Origin of the sequence: Halomonas sp. SCS19 (genome assembly GCF_040147015.1) — a bacterium.
GTDB classification, from domain to species: domain Bacteria; phylum Pseudomonadota; class Gammaproteobacteria; order Pseudomonadales; family Halomonadaceae; genus Halomonas; species Halomonas litopenaei.
Map to the genome: position 1 here is coordinate 3,513,093 of NZ_JAMSHN010000001.1, position 19,122 is coordinate 3,532,214.

Below are 19,122 nucleotides of genomic sequence, written 5' to 3' on the forward strand. Positions count from 1 at the left end.
GAAAAGCGTCCTGGGAGATGGCTGGAAGCGGACGTCATGCGTCGAACGCGCCTGGACGCCATCGCCGACTTATAAGTAAGAGGGATAAACGGCGCCAGGGATAAGAAGCTCAAGAGATAAGAAACGCAAGTGATAAGAAGGGCAGAGGATAAGAAGGGCAAGGCACAGAGAGCGGTGGCGACAAGACTGCCGGGCAGGGCAGAGGCGGCAAGGGACGGTCAGGCCGGAGTGACCGACCTGCCCCGTCGGGCTCGCTCTCGGGGCTTGGGCGCCTGGTTGGATGATCTGGGTAGGCGAGAGATGAAACGTCATGCCCGGCCGACTGCTTTTGGTTTCATCTCTGCTTTTCGTCTCACCTCAGGTCGCTGACTCGCTACGCCATAGCGCTACCACCTTGGCCTTGAGTCGCATGCCGCTGTGATAAGGCATGGTGGTGGTCTGGCCCTGGCGCTGAAAGGTCAGTTGCCCGTTGTTGTCCTGTGCGACCCGGCGCAGGTACAGGGTATCTTCCTCCGCCACAAGATAGAGTCCCGGCTGCCGGAATATCTCGGTCGGAGCCACGGCGGCCAGATCCAGCGGTCCCAGAAAATCGAAGTGCTCATCCGGCGCTGGCGTCACCAGGTGGCAGTCACCGTCCCAACGCTGCTCCGGGATCAGCTCCAGTGGCAGATCGATCCCCTTGTGGGCGACTTCCTGCCAGGGCAGCGGCAGGGTCGATCTCAGGTAGAGGGGAGATGGTCGGCTCGGTTCTCCTTCCAGCAGGTGTGCCAGGGGGCAGTTAAGGGCCTGTGACAGTGCCACCAGGCGTTCATGCCCGATCTGCTTGATGGTGCCGGACTCCCAGTAGGAAATGGTGACGTCAGAGACCCCGACCTGGCGAGCCAGCGCCGCCTTGTTCAAGCCGGCTGCCAACCTCAAAGATTTGATGCGCGGACCCAGCGCGTCCATGGAACCTTCCTGTCGACACATAAAGAGAATTTAGAATACTCATTCATAAGCACCTCTTGTGCAATATCAGGCGTCAACGATATTCGACGGTTCCTATGCCGCACTACCAGGTGATCGGCTCGTTGGACCAGTCGAAGAAGCCGCCGCTGTCGTCGGGGCCACGCTGCTGCACCATGGTCATCAGTCGGTCGGCGACAAAGTCGGCGGTGAACAGCTTGTGCTCAGGGACTCGGGCCTGAAAGGGGCGTGACAGCAAGCTGTCGGTGGTACCCGGGTGGAAGCTCAGCACGCAGGACCGGGGGTTCAATCGCTTGAGTTCGATGGCAGCGGTTTTCATCAGCATGTTGTGGGCGGCCTTGCTGGCGCGGTAGGCGTACCAGCCGCCCAGGCCGTTATCGCCGATCGAGCCGACCCGTGCCGACAGGCTGACCACGGTGGTGGGATGGGAGCCCTTGAGGTGGGGAAGCAGCGTCTGGAGCATCAAGGCCGGCGTGGCGGCGTTGACCTGAAAAAGGGTCGTCAGGGCGGCTTCGTCGAGGTCCTCCAGGCGTTTCTCGGGCTGAATGTTGCTTGCTTCGTCGTGCAACAGGCCAATGGCGTTGACCACAAGGTGAAGAGGAACGGCTTGGCCAGCAGGGCCGTGAAGGGCTCGACCCAGGTCAGCCCGGCCCTGTGCAGTGGTGACATCGCCTTCGATCGCTTCCAGGCGAGAAGAGGAGGCCTGAAAGGAGGTTCGGCTGACGACGGTCGCCTGCCCCAGCCGTGGGTCGGCGAGCAGTCGATCGACGACGGCGCGACCTATGCCTCCATTGCCGCCGATGACGAGGGCGCGATAGCCGTCGGGAAGTCTGTCCATGTCGCTCTCCTGGCCTGGGTGGGGTGGCAACCTGTTCGAGTCCCGCACGGGGTGACGATTTCAGAGTTTCGCGAATCCCGCCGGGTCCTGCGCAATTGCTTCGTCGGTGCGTATAATGCGCCCACGCCGCCAGCTTGGCTTCAACGACTTCAGGATGCAGGACGTTATGACTGTTCGCACGCGTATCGCCCCGTCGCCCACCGGGGACCCCCACGTAGGAACCGCCTACATTGCCTTGTTCAACCTGTGCTTTGCTCGACAGCATGGGGGAGAGTTCATCCTTCGCATCGAGGACACCGATCGTGTTCGTTCCACCGCCGAGTCGGAGCAGATGATCCTCGATTCGTTGCGCTGGTTGGGGCTCGAATGGGACGAAGGACCCGATGTAGGCGGCCCGCATGGTCCGTATCGTCAGAGCGAGCGAGGAGACATCTATGCCGAGCACGCCCAGCGATTGATCGATGCCGGCCATGCCTTCAAGTGTTACCGCACCAGCGAGGAGCTCGACGAGCTGCGTGAGGCGCGCAAGGCCCAGGGGCTGCACCTGGCGCTGAAACCGGCCGATCTGGCGCTTGATCCCGATGAACAGGCCCGTCGCGAGCAAGAGGGCATGCCCTATGTGGTGCGCATGCAGGTGCCGGAAAGCGGCCCCTGCGTCGTTCAGGACATGCTGCGTGGCGCCATCGAGGTGGACTGGGCCCAGGTGGATGCGCAGATCCTGCTCAAGTCCGACGGTATGCCGACCTATCACCTGGCCAATGTGGTGGACGATCACCTGATGGGGATCACCCACGTGCTGCGTGGCGAGGAGTGGATCAATTCGGCGCCCAAGCACCAGTTGCTGTATGAGTACTTTGGCTGGGACATGCCTGAGCTGTGCCATATGCCGCTGCTGCGCAATCCCGACAAGTCCAAGCTGTCCAAGCGCAAGAACCCTACCTCGATCAACTATTATCGGCGTATGGGATTCCTGCCCCAGGCGGTAACCAACTATCTCGGACGCATGGGCTGGTCCATGCCGGACGAACGAGAGAAGTTCTCCCTCGCCGAGATGATGGAAAACTTCGACATTCAGCGGGTATCGCTGGGTGGCCCGGTGTTCGATCTCGAGAAGCTGACCTGGCTCAACGGTGTCTACCTGCGCGAGGACCTGGACGACCGCGCCTTTCTCCAGGCCTTGATGACCTGGGCCTTCAATGAAGACTATGTGGCGCAGATCCTGCCCCAGGTGCGCACGCGGGTCGATACCTTGTCCGACGTGGCGCCTCTGGCGGGGCACTTCTTCTCCGGGCTGCCCGCCATCAGCGAAGCAAGCTTCGACGGGATCAACCTGGAGCGTGAAGATCTCGTCAAGCTGCTGCAGTTCCTGGTCTGGCGGCTCGAAGGTGTGTCCAGCTGGAACAAGGACGCGCTGCTGGCCGAGATCAAGCTGTTGGGCAGCCACTTCGATCTGAAGATGAAGGTACTGCTGGCACCGGTCTTTATCGCCATCACCGGCTCTTCGTCGAGCACCTCGGTGATGGACGCCATGGCGATTCTTGGCTCCGACATGACCCGCGCCCGCCTGCGTCACGCCATCGGCGTGCTGGGTGGCGTCTCCAAGAAGCAGGCCAAGCGCTTCGAGAAGGAATATCGCGAGTTGCCGGCGGAATAGTGACAAGTGATGGCGGTGGGGGAGAGGCGTTATTGCGAGCCCCCATCGCCATGGCGCTTGATACGTTTAGCTCCCCCGCGCCCGCCTGCGTCACGCCATCGGCGTGCTGGGTGGCGTCTCCAGGAGGCAGGCCAAGCGCTTCGAGAAGGCGCGCCGCGAGCTGACCTGAGAAAAAGCGCGAGCTGCCGGCGGCATGATGAAAAAAATGGGGAGGCCTGCTGGCACCCCATCACCTTGGCATCGCCATGGCCGGGACACCGAAAAATTTTGGCGCTTCCGGGGTTGACCAAATCTTATGATATCCGTAAGATACGTCTCGTCTTCACGAGATGGGGCCTTAGCTCAGCTGGGAGAGCGCGACACTGGCAGTGTCGAGGTCAGCGGTTCGATCCCGCTAGGCTCCACCAATCTCGTTTCAGGCTGCGTCCCATTCGTCTAGTGGTCCAGGACACCGCCCTTTCACGGCGGGAACAGGGGTTCGAACCCCCTATGGGACGCCACTTCCTGTGCGTAGCGTCTTCTCCGCATGGATTCATGCTTTCGCATGAATCGTTATGAACTCCGTGGTCTCTCCTCTTGTTATCACCATTCGCTTTGTGAGCTCTTCGTGATTTGCACGAAGCCTCAGTTTGCTTGTGGATGGTTTGCAAAAACTGTCTTGTATGGCTTGACAGAACCTTCCTCTTGTCCACCAGTGACGCATTTTTCCCCCGGTCAGCCTCTGCTACGGGGATAACGCCCGTGGTTGCGCGATTTATATTTTTTTCCTTCAAAATCAACGTGTTGCGACAGGTTAAAAATTAACCAATCTAAGTCCAATGCCCAGTTCATGGCGATTCGAGGGCGGTTTCGATAGGTTGTGAACAGGGTTATCCACAGAAAGTGTGGAAAACGCTGGGCGGGGTGTAAGGGGCTTGAGAAGAGAGGGGGATGTTGGCCCATGAGCGCATGCCGGCGCCGCGGGAAGGTCGGGCCAGCAGGAGGGCGCTGGCCCGGCAGGTATGGAAAATGTCAGTCCTTGCTGTCAGACCTTTCGCGCAGGCGTCGCAGCAATGAGGACGTGTCCCAGCGTCCACCTCCCATTGCCTGCACGTCGGCGTAGAACTGGTCCACCAGGGCGGTCACCGGCAGGCGAGCCTCCAGCTGGCGCGCCTGGTTCAGACAGATATCCAGATCCTTGCGCATCCAGTTGACGGCGAAGCCATGCTCGTATTCGTCACGGATCATGGTCGCGTGACGGTTCTCCATCTGCCACGATCCGGCGGCTCCCTGGCTGATGACCTCGACCACCCGCTCCTGGTCGAGACCCGCTTGCTCGGCAAAATGAAGGCCTTCAGCGAGGCCCTGGACAAGGCCTGCGATGCAGATCTGGTTGACCATCTTGGTCAGCTGTCCGGCGCCGACGCCGCCCATCAAGGTCACGGCTCTGCCATAGTGCTCGAGTACCGGCCTTGCCCTGGAGAAGTGCTCCTCCTGGCCGCCGCACATGATGGTCAGGGCGCCGTTCTCTGCTCCTTGCTGGCCGCCGGAGACCGGCGCATCGATGAAGCCCACATCCTGCTTCTGGCAGGCCTGGTCGAGCTCCTCGGCGAGGCTCGAGGAGGCGGTGGTATGGTCCACCAGGATGGCGCCCTGGGAGAGCGTCGACAGTACCCCGTCGGGCCCGGTGGTGACCTCGCGAACGTCGTCGTCATTGCCCACGCACACCAGTACCAGATCGGCGCCGCTGGCGGCCTCGGCGGGTGTCGCATGATGGCTGCCGTCGAAGCGCTCGCACCACTGCTCGGCCTTGCTTTGGGTGCGATTGTAGACGCGTACCGTCAGTCCGGCTTCGGCGAGATGTCCTGCCATGGGAAAACCCATCACGCCAAGGCCGATAAAGGCGACGGTGGAGATGTCTCGACTCATGAAAGCGCTCCTTTGTTATTTCGCTAGAGGGGGTCAGCATAGCGCCGGTAGGCGTGTCCGTTCATCCGTTGGGCAAAAAAGTTGAGCAAAAAAAAGGGCCGCCCCGGAGGGCGGCCCTTTTCATGGCAATGCGACGCGGGATGTTGCGTCTTCTGGCGTGACGGCGATTGCCTTGCATGGGGCAGCGGGCGTCACGCGAATTGCCTGGTTGGCGAATTACTTGGACGGGTAGTCGCGCTTGGGATGCCCGGTGTAGAGCTGGCGCGGACGACCGATCTTGTAGCTTTCGCTGATCATCTCGTTCCAGTGCGAGATCCAGCCGATGGTACGGGATACCGCGAAGATGACCGTGAACATGTTGGTCGGGATGCCCATCGCCTTGAGGATGATGCCGGAATAGAAGTCGACATTCGGGTAGAGCTTGCGCTCGACGAAGTACTCGTCTTCCAGGGCGATCTGCTCCAGGCGCTTGGCGATCTTGAGTTGCGGATCGTCGGCCTTGCCCAGTTCTTCCAGGACCTCGTCGCAGGTCTCCTTCATGACCTTGGCGCGCGGGTCGAAGTTGCGATAGACGCGGTGACCGAAGCCCATCAGCTTGAACGGGTCATCCTTGTCCTTGGCCTTGTCGATGAAGCGCTGGATGTTCTCTTCGGAGTCGTCGCCGATCTCGTCGAGCATGTTGAGCACTGCTTCGTTGGCGCCACCGTGGGCTGGACCCCACAGGGCCGCGATGCCGGCGCTGATGCAGGCAAACGGGTTGGCGCCGGTGGAGCCTGCCAGGCGCACCGTGGAGGTGGAGGCGTTCTGCTCGTGGTCCGCGTGCAGCATGAAGATGCGGTCCATGGCCTTGGCGTAGACCGGGTTGATCTCGTAGGGCTCGCACGGGTTGCTGAACATCATGTAGAGGAAGTTCTCTGCATAGTTCAGGTCGTTGCGCGGGTAGTTGAAAGGCTGGCCGATGTTGTACTTGTAGGACATGGCCGCGATGGTCGGCATCTTGGCGATCAGGCGAATGGCGCTGATCTCGCGGTCCTGCGCCTGGGTGATGTCCAGGTGGTCATGGTAGAAGGCTGCCAGGCCGCCGATCACGCCGCACATGATCGACATCGGGTGGGCGTCGCGGCGAAAGCCCTTGAAGAAGTTGGCGATCTGCTCGTGGACCATGGTGTGGTTGCGCACCCGGTGCTCGAAGTCCTTGTACTGCTCTTCGTCTGGCAGTTCACCGAACAGCAGGGTGTAGCAGAGCTCGACGAAGTTGGAATGCTTGGCCAGTTGCTCGATCGGGTAGCCGCGATGCAGCAGCACGCCGTTGGCGCCATCGATGTAGGTGATGCCGGATTCGCAGGAAGAGGTGGCCAGGAAGCCGGGGTCGAAGGTAAAGAGGCCTTCCGCTCCGAGTCCGCGCACGTCAACGACGTCGGGGCCGAGGGTGCCTGAATGGACGGGAAGTTCGACAGGTTTCTCCAGACCATCCACCGTCAGGGTCGCTTTTCTCTCAGCCATGTCAGGCCTCCTTCGTGTTCGATATGGAGCGATACGTTGTCATTTCTCACTAACGTGCCGACGAATAGGGGGTCGCCCGGCAAAAAAGGTTCGCCCACTATAGAAGCGTTCAGGATATTGTCAATTCTCCCATTGAACGCTTGCTGTTGTACTATGCTCATTTAGCAGTATAGATGTTGTACAGGTTATGATGCTTTGCATCATAGGCTGTCCTTTTGCAGTGCAGCAACTTGACGAAGTCGCATTTTTATGCAGCTTTGCCGCATTTTCCGACGAAGCGTTCGCCAAATTGCATGGTCATGCCATTTGTCATGGTGGGGGCATGTCCCTATAATTCAGGCCGCGACTGGCAGGAACAGGAGGTCGTGTCCAACTTGTCGCAGGTTGGGTCACGACAGCGCCCTTCCCAAAACCACCGCCCGCTCGGGCCTCTGGCCCGTATGTCGTAGAGTGGGCCAAGAGAGTGTGTAGAGAGCCGTGAATAGCAAACGACCCGTAAATCTGGATCTATCCACGATCCACTTCCCCCTTCCCGCCTTGACGTCGATTACCCACCGGGTCACTGGCGTCATTCTCTTCGTCGGTCTGATCTTCGGCTTCTGGGCGCTGGACGCCTCGTTGTCCTCGCCGGCCGGTTTCGACGCCGTACGTGATGCGCTGGCGCACAACTTCTTCGCCAAGCTGGTGGCCTGGGGACTGTTGTCCGCTCTGGCCTTCCACTTCGTCGCCGGCTGCAAGCACTTCATTATGGACGCCAACATCGGCGTGTCATTGGAAGGTGCGGTGAAAAAGGCGCAGATCACCATCGTGGCGAGCGTTGTCCTGATCATTCTGGCGGGAGTCTGGGTATGGTAACCAACATCACGAGCTTCAGCCGCAGCGGCCTGTCCGACTGGATCATCCAGCGCGCCAGTGCGGTTGTCATGGCGCTCTACACGGTCTTTCTGGTGGTCTATCTGCTGGCTCATCCACAGCTCGACTATGCCACCTGGAGCGGTCTGTTCGAGCAGACCTGGATGCGAATCTTCTCGTTGCTGGCCTTCGTCTCGCTGGCCGCCCATGCCTGGGTGGGCCTGTGGACCGTGACCACCGACTACATCAAGCCGACCGCCATTCGTGTCGGCACCCAGTCCGTCATCATCATTGCCATCTTCGTGTTCCTGGTCTGGGGCATCCAAGTGCTGTGGGGAGCCTGATACATGTCAACCATGCGTAGTTTGACCTTTGACGCCATCATCATCGGTGGCGGTGGTGCCGGCCTTCGTGCGGCGCTGGAGCTGGCCAAGTCCGGCAAGAAGACCGCGGTGCTGTCCAAGGTCTTCCCGACGCGTTCGCACACCGTGTCCGCCCAGGGCGGCATTACCTGTGCCATCGCTTCCTCCGACCCCAACGACGACTGGCGCTGGCACATGTACGACACCGTCAAGGGCGGTGACTACATCACCGACCAGGACGCTGCGGAGTACATGTGTTCCGAGGGGCCGAAGGCGGTGTTCGAACTCGAGCACATGGGCCTGCCGTTTTCCCGTTTCGACAATGGGCGGATCTATCAGCGCCCGTTCGGCGGTCAGTCCAAGAACTTTGGCGAAGGCGGCCAGGCGGCCCGTACCTGCGCCGCGGCCGACCGTACCGGACACGCTCTGCTGCACACGCTGTACCAGAACAATCTGAAAAATAACACCACCTTTCTCAATGAATGGTACGCCGTCGACCTGGTGAAGAACGCCAACGGTGACGTGGTCGGCTGTATCGCCATGGATATCGAGACCGGTGAAGTGGTGCACGTAAAGTCCAAGGCTACCGTGCTGGCCACCGGCGGTTCCGGTCGCATCTATGCCTCCACCACCAATGCCCTGATCAACACCGGTGACGGTATCGGCATGGCGCTGCGTGCCGGTGTGCCGATGCAGGACATGGAAATGTGGCAGTTCCACCCGACCGGTATCCACGGTGCCGGTGTGCTGGTGACAGAAGGTTGTCGCGGTGAAGGCGGCTACCTGGTCAACAAGGACGGCGAGCGCTTCATGGAGCGTTATGCGCCGAACGCCAAGGACCTCGCCGGCCGCGATGTGGTTGCGCGCTCCATGGTCATGGAAATCCTCGAAGGTCGTGGTTGCGGCGAAGACGGCGATCACGTCTTCCTCAAGCTCGACCACCTGGGCGAGGAGGTGCTGTCCAAGCGTCTGCCGGGCATCGTCGAGCTGGCCAAGACCTTCGCCCACGTGGATCCGGCCAAGGAGCCGATCCCGGTGGTGCCGACCTGCCACTACATGATGGGTGGTATCGCCACCAACGTGCATGGTCAGGCGATTGCCCAGGATGCCGACGGCAACGACCAGATCATCAATGGTCTCTACGCCTGTGGCGAGGCAGCTTGTGTCTCCGTGCACGGTGCCAACCGCCTGGGCGGCAACTCGCTGCTGGATCTGGTGGTGTTCGGGCGTGCCGCCGGCATGTACATCGAGAGCGCGCTCAATGAAGGCATCGAGTACCTGGATGCCCGCGAGTCCGACATCGAGACCGCGATGAAGCGCATCACTCGCTGGAACGAGTCCGAAGGCGGCGAGAGCGTGCCTGAGCTCAAGCGCGAGCTGCAGAGCATCATGCAGAACTCCTTCGGCGTGTTCCGCGAAGAGAAGAACATGGTCGAGGGCGTCGAGAAGCTGGCCGAACTGCGTGGACGGATCGCCAACGCCCATCTGGCCGACAAGTCCCATGCGTTCAACACTGCCCGGGTCGAGGCGCTCGAGCTCGACAACCTGATGGAAGTGGCCGAGGCCACCGCCATCGCGGCACTGGAGCGCAAGGAGAGTCGCGGTGCGCACTCCCGCTACGACTATCCGGATCGTGACGACGCCAACTGGCTGAAGCACTCCATGTTCTTCCCCGGCGAGAAGCGGGTCGGCCAGCGCGATGTCAATTTCGCGCCGAAGACCGTCGACAAGTTCGAGCCGAAAATCCGTACCTATTAAGGGGGAGTCAACATGTCCAAGCTTCAGGTATCCCTGTACCGCTACAACCCGGAAACCGACTCCGCGCCTTATATGCAGGAGTTCGAGGTCGATACCCAGGGTCGCGACCTGATGGTGCTGAACCTGCTTGAGATGATCAAGGAGGACGACAGTTCCGTGGCCTTCCGTCGCAGCTGCCGTGAAGGCGTCTGCGGTAGTGACGGCATGAACATGAACGGCAAGAACGGCCTGGCTTGTATCACCCCGCTGTCCGAGGTGGTCAAGAACAACAAGCTGGTGCTGCGTCCCTTGCCTGGTCTGCCGGTCATTCGTGATCTGGTGGTCGATATGGCGCTGTTCTACAAGCAGTACGAGAAGATCCAGCCGTACCTGCAGAATGACACGCCGGCGCCGGCCATCGAGCGCCTGCAGTCTCCGGAAGAGCGCGACAAGCTCGACGGTCTGTATGAGTGCATCCTGTGCGCCTGCTGTTCGACCTCGTGCCCGTCGTTCTGGTGGAATCCGGAGAAGTTCGTCGGTCCCGCCGGCCTGCTGCAGTCCTATCGCTTCCTCGCGGATTCCCGCGATACGGCGACCCAGGAGCGTCTGTCGGAGCTGGAGGATCCGTTCTCCGTATTCCGTTGCCGCGGCATCATGAACTGTGTGGCGGTCTGCCCCAAGGGGCTTAACCCGACTCGGGCGATCGGCAAGATCCGTGAGATGTTGCTGGCGAATGCCACTTAAATCGTGGCGCCGGGCTTGTTATCATGGGCTCGGTCCGGGGCGCGGCATCCTGTCGCGCCCCCGGATGACAGCGTCTGGAGCCGGTGCCATGGGCACCGGCTTTTGAGCATGATGCAAGACCGCTAGGCAGATCGACCGCGGCCCCGATGACCGCGGCAGAACCACCAGGGCGCTCGATGATGGTCAGTGCCAAGGGTGACGATGGGCAGGAAGCCTTCCACTGAGGGGCCTGCGCCACGCCCGCGGTAGATCACGAGCATCGAGCCCACTACCACCCCATCAGTGCAGGGTGACCGAGAGATGCAACAAGGCATAATGGAGTTGATGTGGCGCTCCTCTCACGTGACGGGCAGCAACGTCCACTACGTGGAAGCGCTCTATGAGCAGTACCTCGACGACCCTAGCGCCGTCTCCGATGAATGGCGCGATTACTTCGACGAGTTGTCACGCCAGGAAGGCGCCCCGTCCGACGAGACCCCCCTCTCACCGATCCGTGATCAGTTCTATCAGCTTGGCCGCGAACGTCGCACCGCCGTTGCCGGCAGCACGCCTGTCGACAGCGAAGAGAGCCGCAAGCAGGTCAAGGTCCTGCAGCTGATCAACGCCTATCGCTTCCGGGGCCACCAGAAGGCCGACATCGACCCGCTGGGGCTGCGTGATCCGAAGCCGGTGCCTGATCTTGATCTGGCGTTCCACCAGCTGTCCAAGGCCGACCTCGATACCGAGTTCCAGACCGGTTCCTTCTTCCTGGGCAAGGACCAGGCGCCGCTCAAGGAAATCGTCGATGCGCTGGATCGCACCTATTGCCGTTCGATCGGTTGCGAGTTCATGCATATCGTCGACACCGAAGAGAAGCGCTGGCTGCAGCAGCGTTTCGAGTCGGTGCGCTCGGCTCCGGACCATGGTGATGATCGCCGCAAGCAGCTGTTCGAGCGGTTGTCCGCGGCCGAGGGGCTGGAAAGCTATCTGGCCTCCAAGTACCCGGGCACCAAGCGCTTCGGCCTCGAGGGTGGCGAGACCTTCATTCCGATGATGGACGAGCTGATCCAGCGCGCGGGCAGCTACGGCACCAAGGAAGTGGTCATCGGCATGGCCCACCGCGGTCGCCTCAACGTGCTGGTCAACATCCTCGGCAAGAACCCCGGCGAGCTGATCGACGAGTTCGACGGCAAGAAGCTGATCGAGCGCGGTTCCGGTGACGTCAAGTATCACCAGGGCTTCAGCTCCAACGTGATGACGCCGGGCGGTGAGGTTCACCTGGCGATGTCCTTCAACCCCTCGCACCTCGAAATCGTGGCGCCGGTGGTGGAAGGCTCGGTACGCGCACGCCAGGATCGCCGCGACGATGTCGATGGCGGCAAGGTGCTGCCGATCAACGTCCATGGCGATGCCGCCTTCGCTGGTCAGGGCGTGGTTATGGAGACGTTCCAGATGTCCCAGACCCGTGCCTACAAGACCGGTGGCACGGTGCACATCGTCATCAACAACCAGGTCGGCTTCACCACGTCGCATCCCGAGGACGCGCGTTCCACCGAGTACTGCACCGACATCGCCAAGATGGTGCAGGCGCCGATCCTGCACGTGAACGGCGACGATCCCGACGCGGTGCTCCACGTGACCCAGGTGGCCCTGGACTATCGTCAGCAGTTCAAGAAGGACGTGGTCATCGACCTGGTGTGCTACCGCCGCCGCGGCCACAACGAGGCCGACGAGCCCTCCGGCACCCAGCCGATGATGTACCGCAAGATCAAGGACCATCCGTCCTCTCGTGCGATCTACGCCGAGCGCCTGGTCAAGCAGGGCGTGTTGAGCGAAGACGAAGCCAAGGCGGTGGTCGAGAAGTATCGCGATGATCTGGTCGCCGGCAATCACGTGGCCAACGCCCTGGTGCAGGAACCCAACACCTCACTGTTCGTCGACTGGAAGCCGTACCTCGGTCACGAGTGGACCGGGCACGCCGATACCACCTTCGACATGAAGCGGCTCAAGCAGCTTGCCGCCAAGATGTGCGAGATCCCTGACGGGGTGAAGGTGCAGCGTCAGGTCGCCAAGATCTACGATGATCGCCGCAAGATGCAGGGCGGTGGGCTGGCCATGAACTGGGGCTTCGCCGAAACCCTGGCCTACGCCACCTTGCTCGAGCAGGGACACCCGATTCGCCTGACCGGTCAGGATGTCGGACGCGGTACCTTCTCGCACCGCCATGCGGTGATCCACAACCAGGCCGACGGTTCCACCTACGTGCCGCTTCAGCACATGGCGGACGGTCAGCCGCGTTTCACTATCCATGACTCCTTCCTCTCCGAGGAGGCGGTGCTGGCGTTCGAGTACGGCTACTCGACCACCATGCCCAACGCGCTGGTGATCTGGGAAGCGCAGTTCGGTGACTTCTTCAACGGCGCCCAGGTGGTGGTGGACCAGTTCATCTCCTCCGGCGAGACCAAGTGGGGTCGTCTGTGTGGCCTGACCATGCTGCTGCCCCACGGTTTCGAAGGGCAGGGCCCCGAGCACTCCTCGGCGCGTCTCGAGCGCTTCCTGCAGCTGTGCGCCGAGCACAACATGCAGGTGTGCGTGCCGACCACCCCGGCGCAGATCTATCACCTGCTGCGCCGTCAGGTGATTCGCCCGCTGCGCAAGCCGCTGGTGGTGATGTCGCCGAAGAGCCTGCTGCGCCACAAGGAAGCCACCTCGAGCCTCGAGGACCTCGCCAACGGCAGCTTCAACATGGTGCTGCCCGACCAGGGACAGCGTGATGCGTCCAAGGTCGAGCGGATCATCATGTGCTCGGGCAAGGTCTATTACGATCTGGCCAACTGGCGCGAGGAGAACCTGCGTGACGATGTAGCGATCGTGCGCGTCGAGCAGCTCTATCCGTTCCCCAAGGAAGAGCTGATCGAGACGCTCAAGGACTACAGCGGCGTCACCGACATCGTCTGGTGTCAGGAAGAGCCCCTGAACCAGGGCGCCTGGTATTCCATGCAGCACAATCTGCGCATCGTCGCCGATTCGCTCAAGGACGGCCTGGGCGGTCAGCTGAAGTTTGCCGGACGTCCGGCATCGGCGGCTCCCGCGGCGGGCTACATGTCCGTACACACCGAACAGCAGCGCCAACTGGTGGAAGACGCCTTCAATCTCTAAGGCGACCATCGGGAAGAGAGAGAACACTAAGGATACGACATGGCTACCGAGATCAAGGCACCATCCTTTCCGGAATCCGTTGCCGAAGGCACCGTAGGTACCTGGCACAAGAAGCCGGGTGACAGCGTCGAGCGTGACGAACTGATCGTCGAGATCGAGACCGACAAGGTCGTGCTCGAGGTGGTGGCGGTGGAAGCCGGCACCCTGTCAGAGGTGCTGGTGGAAGAAGGCGACACCGTGGAGTCCGAGCAGGTCCTGGGCCGCATCGGTGAAGGCGGCGGCGAGTCCAAGGAAGCGTCCGAGGAGTCGTCCGAGAAAGACGAGGACGACGCCAAGGAAGCCGCTTCCGAAGCGTCCGACGACAAGGCTGAGAAGAAGCCGGCCGAAGCGCCCAAGGGCGGCGGCGAGAAGCGCGACGTCAAGGCACCGAGCTTCCCCGAGTCGGTGCAGGAAGGGACCGTCGCCAGCTGGACCAAGAAGGTCGGCGAAGCGGTCAAGCGTGACGAAGTGCTGGCCGAGATCGAGACCGACAAGGTCGTGCTCGAGGTGGTCGCACCGGAAGATGGCGCCCTGGCCGAGATCAAGATCGAGGAAGGCGACACCGTGGAGTCAGAGGCCGTGCTGGCGGTGTTCGAGGTGGGGGCAGGCGGTGGCTCTGCCGATACCGCCGACCAGGAAGCGCCCAAGGCCAGCGCCGACGATGGCGACAGCGACGAGCAGGTCGGCGACAAGATCGTGGCGCCTGCCGCACGCAAGCTGATCGCCGAGCACGACCTCGACGTCAGTGCCATCAAGGGCACCGGCAAGGACGGTCGCGTCCTCAAGGAAGACGTGCTCAAGGCGGTCAAGGACGGCGGCGCCAAGAAGTCCGCGCCGGCCAAGAAGGCCAGCTCCGGCGCCACCGCAGCCCCGGCCGTGGAAGGCGAGCGCCCCGAGAAGCGCGTGCCGATGACCCGTCTGCGCAAGACCATCGCCAAGCGTCTGGTCCAGGCTCAGCAGACCGCTGCCATGCTGACCACCTACAATGAGGTGGACATGGGTGCGGTGATGGAGCTGCGCTCCCAGTACAAGGACACCTTCCTGAAGGCCCACGACGTCAAGCTCGGTTTCATGGGCTTCTTCGTCAAGGCGGCTTCCGAGGCGCTCAAGCGCTTCCCTGACGTCAACGCCTCCATCGACGGTGACGACATCGTCTACCACGGTTATCAGGACATCGGCGTGGCCGTATCCACCGACCGTGGCCTGGTGGTGCCGGTGCTGCGCGATACCGACAGCATGAAGATCGCCGACGTCGAGAAGGGCATCGTCGACTTCGGCAAGCGCGGACGCGAAGGCAAGCTGGGCATCGAGGACATGCAGGGCGGTACCTTCACCATCACCAACGGCGGCATCTTCGGCTCGCTGATGTCGACCCCGATCCTGAATCCGCCGCAGACCGCGATCCTCGGCATGCACAAGATCCAGGAGCGTCCGATGGCGGTCAACGGCAAGGTCGAGATTCGCCCGATGATGTATCTGGCGCTGTCCTACGACCACCGCATGATCGATGGCAAGGATGCGGTACAGTTCCTGGTCACCATCAAGGAGCTGCTCGAGGATCCGGCGCGTCTGCTGCTGGAAATCTGAGCCTGACCGTGGCAGCGACAGGGATTTACTGCAGAGCCTCTGCACACAGAACGAACAGGAGCCAACATGGCCGACAAGTATGATGTGATCGTCATTGGCGCGGGCCCGGGTGGCTACGTGGCCGCCATCCGTGCTGCTCAGCTGGGTCTGAAGACCGCCTGCGTCGAGAAGTGGATCGGCAAGGAAGGCAAGGTGGTGCACGGCGGTACCTGCCTGAACGTGGGCTGTATCCCGTCCAAGGCACTGCTCGAGGCCTCCCACAAGTTCGTCGAGGCGCAGCACGACTTCGACGACATGGGCATCCAGGCCGGCGACGTCAGCATGGACGTGTCCAAGATGATGGCGCGCAAGGACAAGATCGTTAAGCAGCTGACAGGCGGCATCTCCGGGCTGTTCAAGGCCAATGGCGTCACCGCCATCGAAGGTACCGGCAAGGTCGTGGCCAAGAACAAGGTCGAGGTCACCGACAAGGACGGCGAGTCCAGCACGGTCGAGGCGGACAACATCGTCATCGCCGCTGGCTCGGTGCCGGTGGAGATCCCGCCGACCCCGCTGACCGAGGGTCTGATCGTCGATTCCACCGGCGCCCTCGAGTTCCAGGAGACGCCCAAGCGTCTGGGCGTCATCGGCGCCGGCGTCATCGGCCTTGAGCTTGGCAGCGTGTGGAGCCGCCTGGGCAGCGAAGTGACCGTGCTCGAGGCGCTGGACAGCTTCCTGCCGATGGTCGACTCGGCCATCGCCAAGGAGACCCAGAAGCTGCTCAAGAAGCAGGGTCTGGACATCAAGCTCAACGCCCGCGTGACCGGTTCCGAGGTCAAGGGTGAGGAAGTCGTCGTCAAGTACGAGGACAACGAGGGCGAGAAGGAACTGACCTTCGACAAGCTGATCGTCTGTGTCGGCCGTCGTCCCTACACCAAGGGCGTGGTAGCCGACGGCCTGGGCGTCGAGCTGGATCAGCGCGGCTTCATCCACGTCGATGACCAGTGCCGCACCAGCGTGCCGGGCGTCTACGCCATCGGTGACTGCGTGCGTGGCCCGATGCTGGCCCACAAGGCCTCCGAAGAGGGCGTGATGGTGGCTGACATCATCGCAGGCCACAAGGCGCAGATGAACTATGACGCCATTCCCAGCGTGATCTACACCCACCCCGAGGTGGCCTGGGTCGGCATGAACGAGCAGGACGCCAAGTCCGCCGGTATCAAGGTCAAGACCGGTAGCTTCCCGTTCGCCGCCAGTGGCCGTGCCATGGCCAACAACGCCACCGAAGGCCAGGCCAAGATCATTGCCGACGCCGAGACCGATCGCATCCTGGGGATGCACATCGTCGGTCAGCACGCCGGTGAGCTGATCGCCCAGGGCGTCATCGCCATGGAATTCGGCTCCAGCGCCGAAGATCTGGCGCTTACCTGCTACGCGCACCCGAGCCTGTCCGAGGCGGTGCACGAGGCGGCGCTGGCGGTGGAAGGTCACGCCATCCACGTGGCCAACCGCAAGAAGCGCTAGCAAGACAACAAGCGCCCGGTAATTCTAGGCAAGCCTGTGCAGTTTTGGCAGGCTTGCCGGTGTTTTCCGCGAGCGCATCGCCGCCGACCATGTATCGGTGGCGGTCGGTGGCGACCCGATGACTTTCGTCCCTCGGGGCAGGGTGGGTCGCCGTTCGAGTCACATGCAACCAATGGCATGAATCGATGAACCTTCACGAGTATCAAGGCAAGCAGCTGTTTGCCGACTATGGTCTGCCCGTTTCCAAGGGCTTCGCCTGCGACACCCCCGAAGAAGCCTATGAGGCTTGCAAGAAGATCGGCGGCGACATGTGGGTCGTCAAGGCCCAGGTCCACGCCGGTGGCCGCGGCAAGGCCGGTGGTGTCAAGCTGATCAAGAGCCCGGACGAGGCCAAGGCCTTCGCCGAGCAGTGGCTGGGCAAGAACCTGGTGACCTTCCAGACCGACGAGAACGGTCAGCCGGTCGCCAAGATCCTGGTCGAGAACTGCACCGACATCGCCAATGAGCTGTACCTTGGCGCGGTGGTCGACCGTGGCACCCAGCGTGTGGTCTTCATGGCCTCCACCGAAGGTGGTGTCGAGATCGAGAAGGTCGCCGAAGAGACGCCCGAGAAGATCCTCAAGGCCGAGATCGACCCGCTGGTCGGCGCTCAGCCCTACCAGGCGCGTGAGCTGGCCTTCGCCCTCGGCCTGGAAGGCGCGCAGGTGAAGCAGTTCACCAAGATCTTCCTGGGTCTGTCCAAGATGTTCCACGACAAGGATCTGGCGCTTTTGGAGATCAACCCGCTGGTGATCACCGACGAAGGCAACCTCCACTGCCTCGACGCCAAGATCAACCTGGACGGCAACGCCCTGTACCGTCACCCGGACCTGCAGGAAATGCGTGACCCGTCCCAGGAAGACGAGCGTGAAGCCAACGCTGCCCAGTGGGACCTGAACTACGTCGCCCTGGAAGGCAACATCGGCTGCATGGTCAACGGCGCAGGCCTGGCCATGGGCACCATGGACATCATCAAGCTCCACGGTGGCCAGCCGGCCAACTTCCTTGACGTCGGCGGCGGCGCCACCAAGGAGCGCGTGGCTGAGGCGTTCAAGATCATCCTGTCCGACGACAGCGTGCAGGCCGTGCTGGTCAACATCTTCGGCGGCATCGTTCGTTGCGACATGATCGCCGAAGGCATCATCGGTGCCGTCGAGCAGGTCGGCGTCAATGTGCCGGTCGTGGTGCGTCTGGAAGGTAACAACGCCGAGCTGGGTGCCGAGAAACTGGCCTCCAGCGGTCTGAACATCATCGCTGCCAAGAGCCTCACCGATGCGGCTCAGCAGGTCGTCAAGGCAGCGGAGGGCAAGTAATGAGCATCCTGATCGACAAGAACACCAAGGTCATCTGCCAGGGCTTCACTGGCGGACAGGGGACCTTCCACTCCGAACAGGCCATCGAGTACGGCACCCAGATGGTCGGCGGCGTGACCCCGGGCAAGGGCGGCCAGGAGCACCTGGGCCTGCCGGTGTTCAACACCGTCAAGGAAGCCGTCGAGCAGACCGGCGCCGAGGCCAGCGTGATCTACGTGCCTGCCCCGTTCTGCAAGGATTCCATCCTGGAAGCCGCCAACGCCGGCATCAAGCTGATCGTGTGCATCACAGAAGGCATCCCGACCCTCGACATGCTGGACGTCAAGGTCAAGTGCGATGAGCTGGGCGTGCGTCTGATCGGTCCGAACTGCCCCGGTGTCATCACCCCGGGCGAGACCAAGATCGGCATCATGCCGGGTCACATCCACAAGCCGGGCAAGGTCGGTATCGTGTCGCGTTCCGGCACCCTGACCTACGAAGCGGTCAAGCAGACCACCGACCACGGCTTCGGCCAGTCCACCTGTGTGGGCATCGGCGGTGACCCGATCCCGGGCTCCAACTTCATCGACATCCTCGAGATGTTCGAGAAGGACCCGGCGACCGAGGCCATCGTCATGATCGGTGAGATCGGCGGTACCGCCGAGGAAGAGGCTGCTGCCTACATCAAGGAGCACGTCTCCAAGCCGGTGGTGTCCTACATCGCCGGTGTCACCGCTCCTCCCGGCAAGCGCATGGGCCACGCCGGCGCCATCATCGCCGGTGGCAAGGGCACCGCGGACGAGAAGTTCGCCGCCCTGGAAGCCGCGGGCGTCAAGACCGTGCGCTCCCTGGCCGAGATCGGCGACGCCCTGAAGGAAGCGACCGGCTGGTAAGCGGTCCTACCGTCAGAATAAGCGTCAGAATAAAGGCCACCTCCGGGTGGCCTTTTTTGTGGCTGGA

Annotated in this window: 14 protein-coding genes and 2 tRNA genes; 12 read left to right on the forward strand and 4 right to left on the reverse strand. The window is 62.0% G+C overall.

Annotated elements, in window-relative coordinates; all coding sequences use genetic code 11:
- Nucleotides 1-357: 357 nt before the first annotated feature.
- Nucleotides 358-948: a helix-turn-helix domain-containing protein gene (locus NFH97_RS15200; RefSeq protein WP_162816469.1), complete on the reverse strand. Its 591-nt coding sequence runs from the start codon at nt 946-948 to the stop codon at nt 358-360.
- A gap of 103 nt (nt 949-1,051) precedes the next feature.
- Entirely contained in the window at nt 1,052-1,804 is a 753-nt protein-coding gene (locus NFH97_RS15205) for an SDR family NAD(P)-dependent oxidoreductase (RefSeq protein ID WP_222517156.1), read from the reverse strand.
- Between the two features lie 166 nt (nt 1,805-1,970).
- Between NFH97_RS15205 and gltX the strand changes: the two genes are divergently transcribed.
- The 3 genes from gltX (at nt 1,971) to NFH97_RS15220 (ending at nt 3,958) form a co-directional block, all read left to right on the forward strand.
- Nucleotides 1,971-3,458: a glutamate--tRNA ligase gene (gene gltX, locus NFH97_RS15210; RefSeq protein ID WP_045992955.1), complete on the forward strand. Its 1,488-nt coding sequence runs from the start codon at nt 1,971-1,973 to the stop codon at nt 3,456-3,458.
- A 331-nt stretch (nt 3,459-3,789) separates the two neighbouring features.
- Nucleotides 3,790-3,865, forward strand: a tRNA-Ala gene (locus tag NFH97_RS15215).
- 17 nt (nt 3,866-3,882) lie between these two features.
- A tRNA-Glu gene (locus tag NFH97_RS15220) sits at nt 3,883-3,958 on the forward strand.
- A gap of 511 nt (nt 3,959-4,469) precedes the next feature.
- Here the strand turns inward: NFH97_RS15220 and NFH97_RS15225 are convergent.
- Nucleotides 4,470-5,366 carry an NAD(P)-dependent oxidoreductase gene (locus tag NFH97_RS15225; protein WP_348814589.1) on the reverse strand — a complete coding sequence of 299 codons (897 nt, stop codon included), beginning with the start codon at nt 5,364-5,366 and terminating at the stop codon, nt 4,470-4,472.
- 216 nt (nt 5,367-5,582) lie between these two features.
- Nucleotides 5,583-6,869, reverse strand: coding sequence for a citrate synthase (gltA, locus tag NFH97_RS15230; protein ID WP_222517158.1), 1,287 nt, complete (start codon nt 6,867-6,869; stop codon nt 5,583-5,585).
- Nucleotides 6,870-7,346: 477 nt separating this feature from the next.
- Between gltA and sdhC the strand changes: the two genes are divergently transcribed.
- The 9 genes from sdhC (at nt 7,347) to sucD (ending at nt 19,055) form a co-directional block, all read left to right on the forward strand.
- Nucleotides 7,347-7,724 carry a succinate dehydrogenase, cytochrome b556 subunit gene (gene sdhC, locus NFH97_RS15235; RefSeq protein WP_045992952.1) on the forward strand — a complete coding sequence of 126 codons (378 nt, stop codon included), beginning with the start codon at nt 7,347-7,349 and terminating at the stop codon, nt 7,722-7,724.
- Nucleotides 7,718-8,065, forward strand: coding sequence for a succinate dehydrogenase, hydrophobic membrane anchor protein (sdhD, locus tag NFH97_RS15240; protein WP_045992951.1), 348 nt, complete (start codon nt 7,718-7,720; stop codon nt 8,063-8,065). Before sdhC ends, sdhD begins: the two co-directional genes overlap by 7 nt.
- 3 nt (nt 8,066-8,068) lie before the next feature.
- The gene (gene sdhA / locus NFH97_RS15245; RefSeq protein WP_045992950.1) at nt 8,069-9,841 is read left to right on the forward strand and encodes a succinate dehydrogenase flavoprotein subunit; all 1,773 of its coding nucleotides are present in this window, start codon (nt 8,069-8,071) and stop codon (nt 9,839-9,841) included.
- A 12-nt stretch (nt 9,842-9,853) separates the two neighbouring features.
- Nucleotides 9,854-10,564: a succinate dehydrogenase iron-sulfur subunit gene (locus NFH97_RS15250; protein ID WP_045992949.1), complete on the forward strand. Its 711-nt coding sequence runs from the start codon at nt 9,854-9,856 to the stop codon at nt 10,562-10,564.
- 300 nt (nt 10,565-10,864) lie between these two features.
- A complete protein-coding gene (locus tag NFH97_RS15255; protein WP_222517159.1) occupies nt 10,865-13,702 on the forward strand; it encodes a 2-oxoglutarate dehydrogenase E1 component in 2,838 nt (945 codons plus the stop codon).
- 39 nt (nt 13,703-13,741) lie between these two features.
- Nucleotides 13,742-15,328 carry a 2-oxoglutarate dehydrogenase complex dihydrolipoyllysine-residue succinyltransferase gene (gene odhB, locus NFH97_RS15260; RefSeq protein WP_222517160.1) on the forward strand — a complete coding sequence of 529 codons (1,587 nt, stop codon included), beginning with the start codon at nt 13,742-13,744 and terminating at the stop codon, nt 15,326-15,328.
- Between the two features lie 66 nt (nt 15,329-15,394).
- Entirely contained in the window at nt 15,395-16,831 is a 1,437-nt protein-coding gene (gene lpdA / locus NFH97_RS15265; protein ID WP_213228887.1) for a dihydrolipoyl dehydrogenase, read from the forward strand.
- Nucleotides 16,832-17,016: 185 nt separating this feature from the next.
- Nucleotides 17,017-18,183 (forward strand): ADP-forming succinate--CoA ligase subunit beta, encoded by a 1,167-nt coding sequence (gene sucC / locus NFH97_RS15270; protein ID WP_045992945.1) that lies wholly within the window; start codon nt 17,017-17,019, stop codon nt 18,181-18,183.
- Entirely contained in the window at nt 18,183-19,055 is an 873-nt protein-coding gene (gene sucD / locus NFH97_RS15275; protein WP_045992944.1) for a succinate--CoA ligase subunit alpha, read from the forward strand. Before sucC ends, sucD begins: the two co-directional genes overlap by 1 nt.
- The last annotated feature ends 67 nt before the right edge of the window (nt 19,056-19,122 follow it).

Bases quoted from the DNA above. Each gene is read 5' to 3' on its own strand.
- NFH97_RS15200 (WP_162816469.1), bottom strand. From the start codon at position 948: ATGGACGCGCTGGGTCCGCGCATCAAATCTTTGAGGTTGGCAGCCGGC.
- NFH97_RS15205 (WP_222517156.1), bottom strand. From the start codon at position 1,804: ATGGACAGACTTCCCGACGGCTATCGCGCCCTCGTCATCGGCGGCAAT.
- gltX (WP_045992955.1), top strand. From the start codon at position 1,971: ATGACTGTTCGCACGCGTATCGCCCCGTCGCCCACCGGGGACCCCCAC.
- NFH97_RS15225 (WP_348814589.1), bottom strand. From the start codon at position 5,366: ATGAGTCGAGACATCTCCACCGTCGCCTTTATCGGCCTTGGCGTGATG.
- gltA (WP_222517158.1), bottom strand. From the start codon at position 6,869: ATGGCTGAGAGAAAAGCGACCCTGACGGTGGATGGTCTGGAGAAACCT.
- sdhD (WP_045992951.1), top strand. From the start codon at position 7,718: ATGGTAACCAACATCACGAGCTTCAGCCGCAGCGGCCTGTCCGACTGG.
- sdhA (WP_045992950.1), top strand. From the start codon at position 8,069: ATGTCAACCATGCGTAGTTTGACCTTTGACGCCATCATCATCGGTGGC.
- NFH97_RS15250 (WP_045992949.1), top strand. From the start codon at position 9,854: ATGTCCAAGCTTCAGGTATCCCTGTACCGCTACAACCCGGAAACCGAC.
- NFH97_RS15255 (WP_222517159.1), top strand. From the start codon at position 10,865: ATGCAACAAGGCATAATGGAGTTGATGTGGCGCTCCTCTCACGTGACG.
- odhB (WP_222517160.1), top strand. From the start codon at position 13,742: ATGGCTACCGAGATCAAGGCACCATCCTTTCCGGAATCCGTTGCCGAA.
- lpdA (WP_213228887.1), top strand. From the start codon at position 15,395: ATGGCCGACAAGTATGATGTGATCGTCATTGGCGCGGGCCCGGGTGGC.
- sucC (WP_045992945.1), top strand. From the start codon at position 17,017: ATGAACCTTCACGAGTATCAAGGCAAGCAGCTGTTTGCCGACTATGGT.
- sucD (WP_045992944.1), top strand. From the start codon at position 18,183: ATGAGCATCCTGATCGACAAGAACACCAAGGTCATCTGCCAGGGCTTC.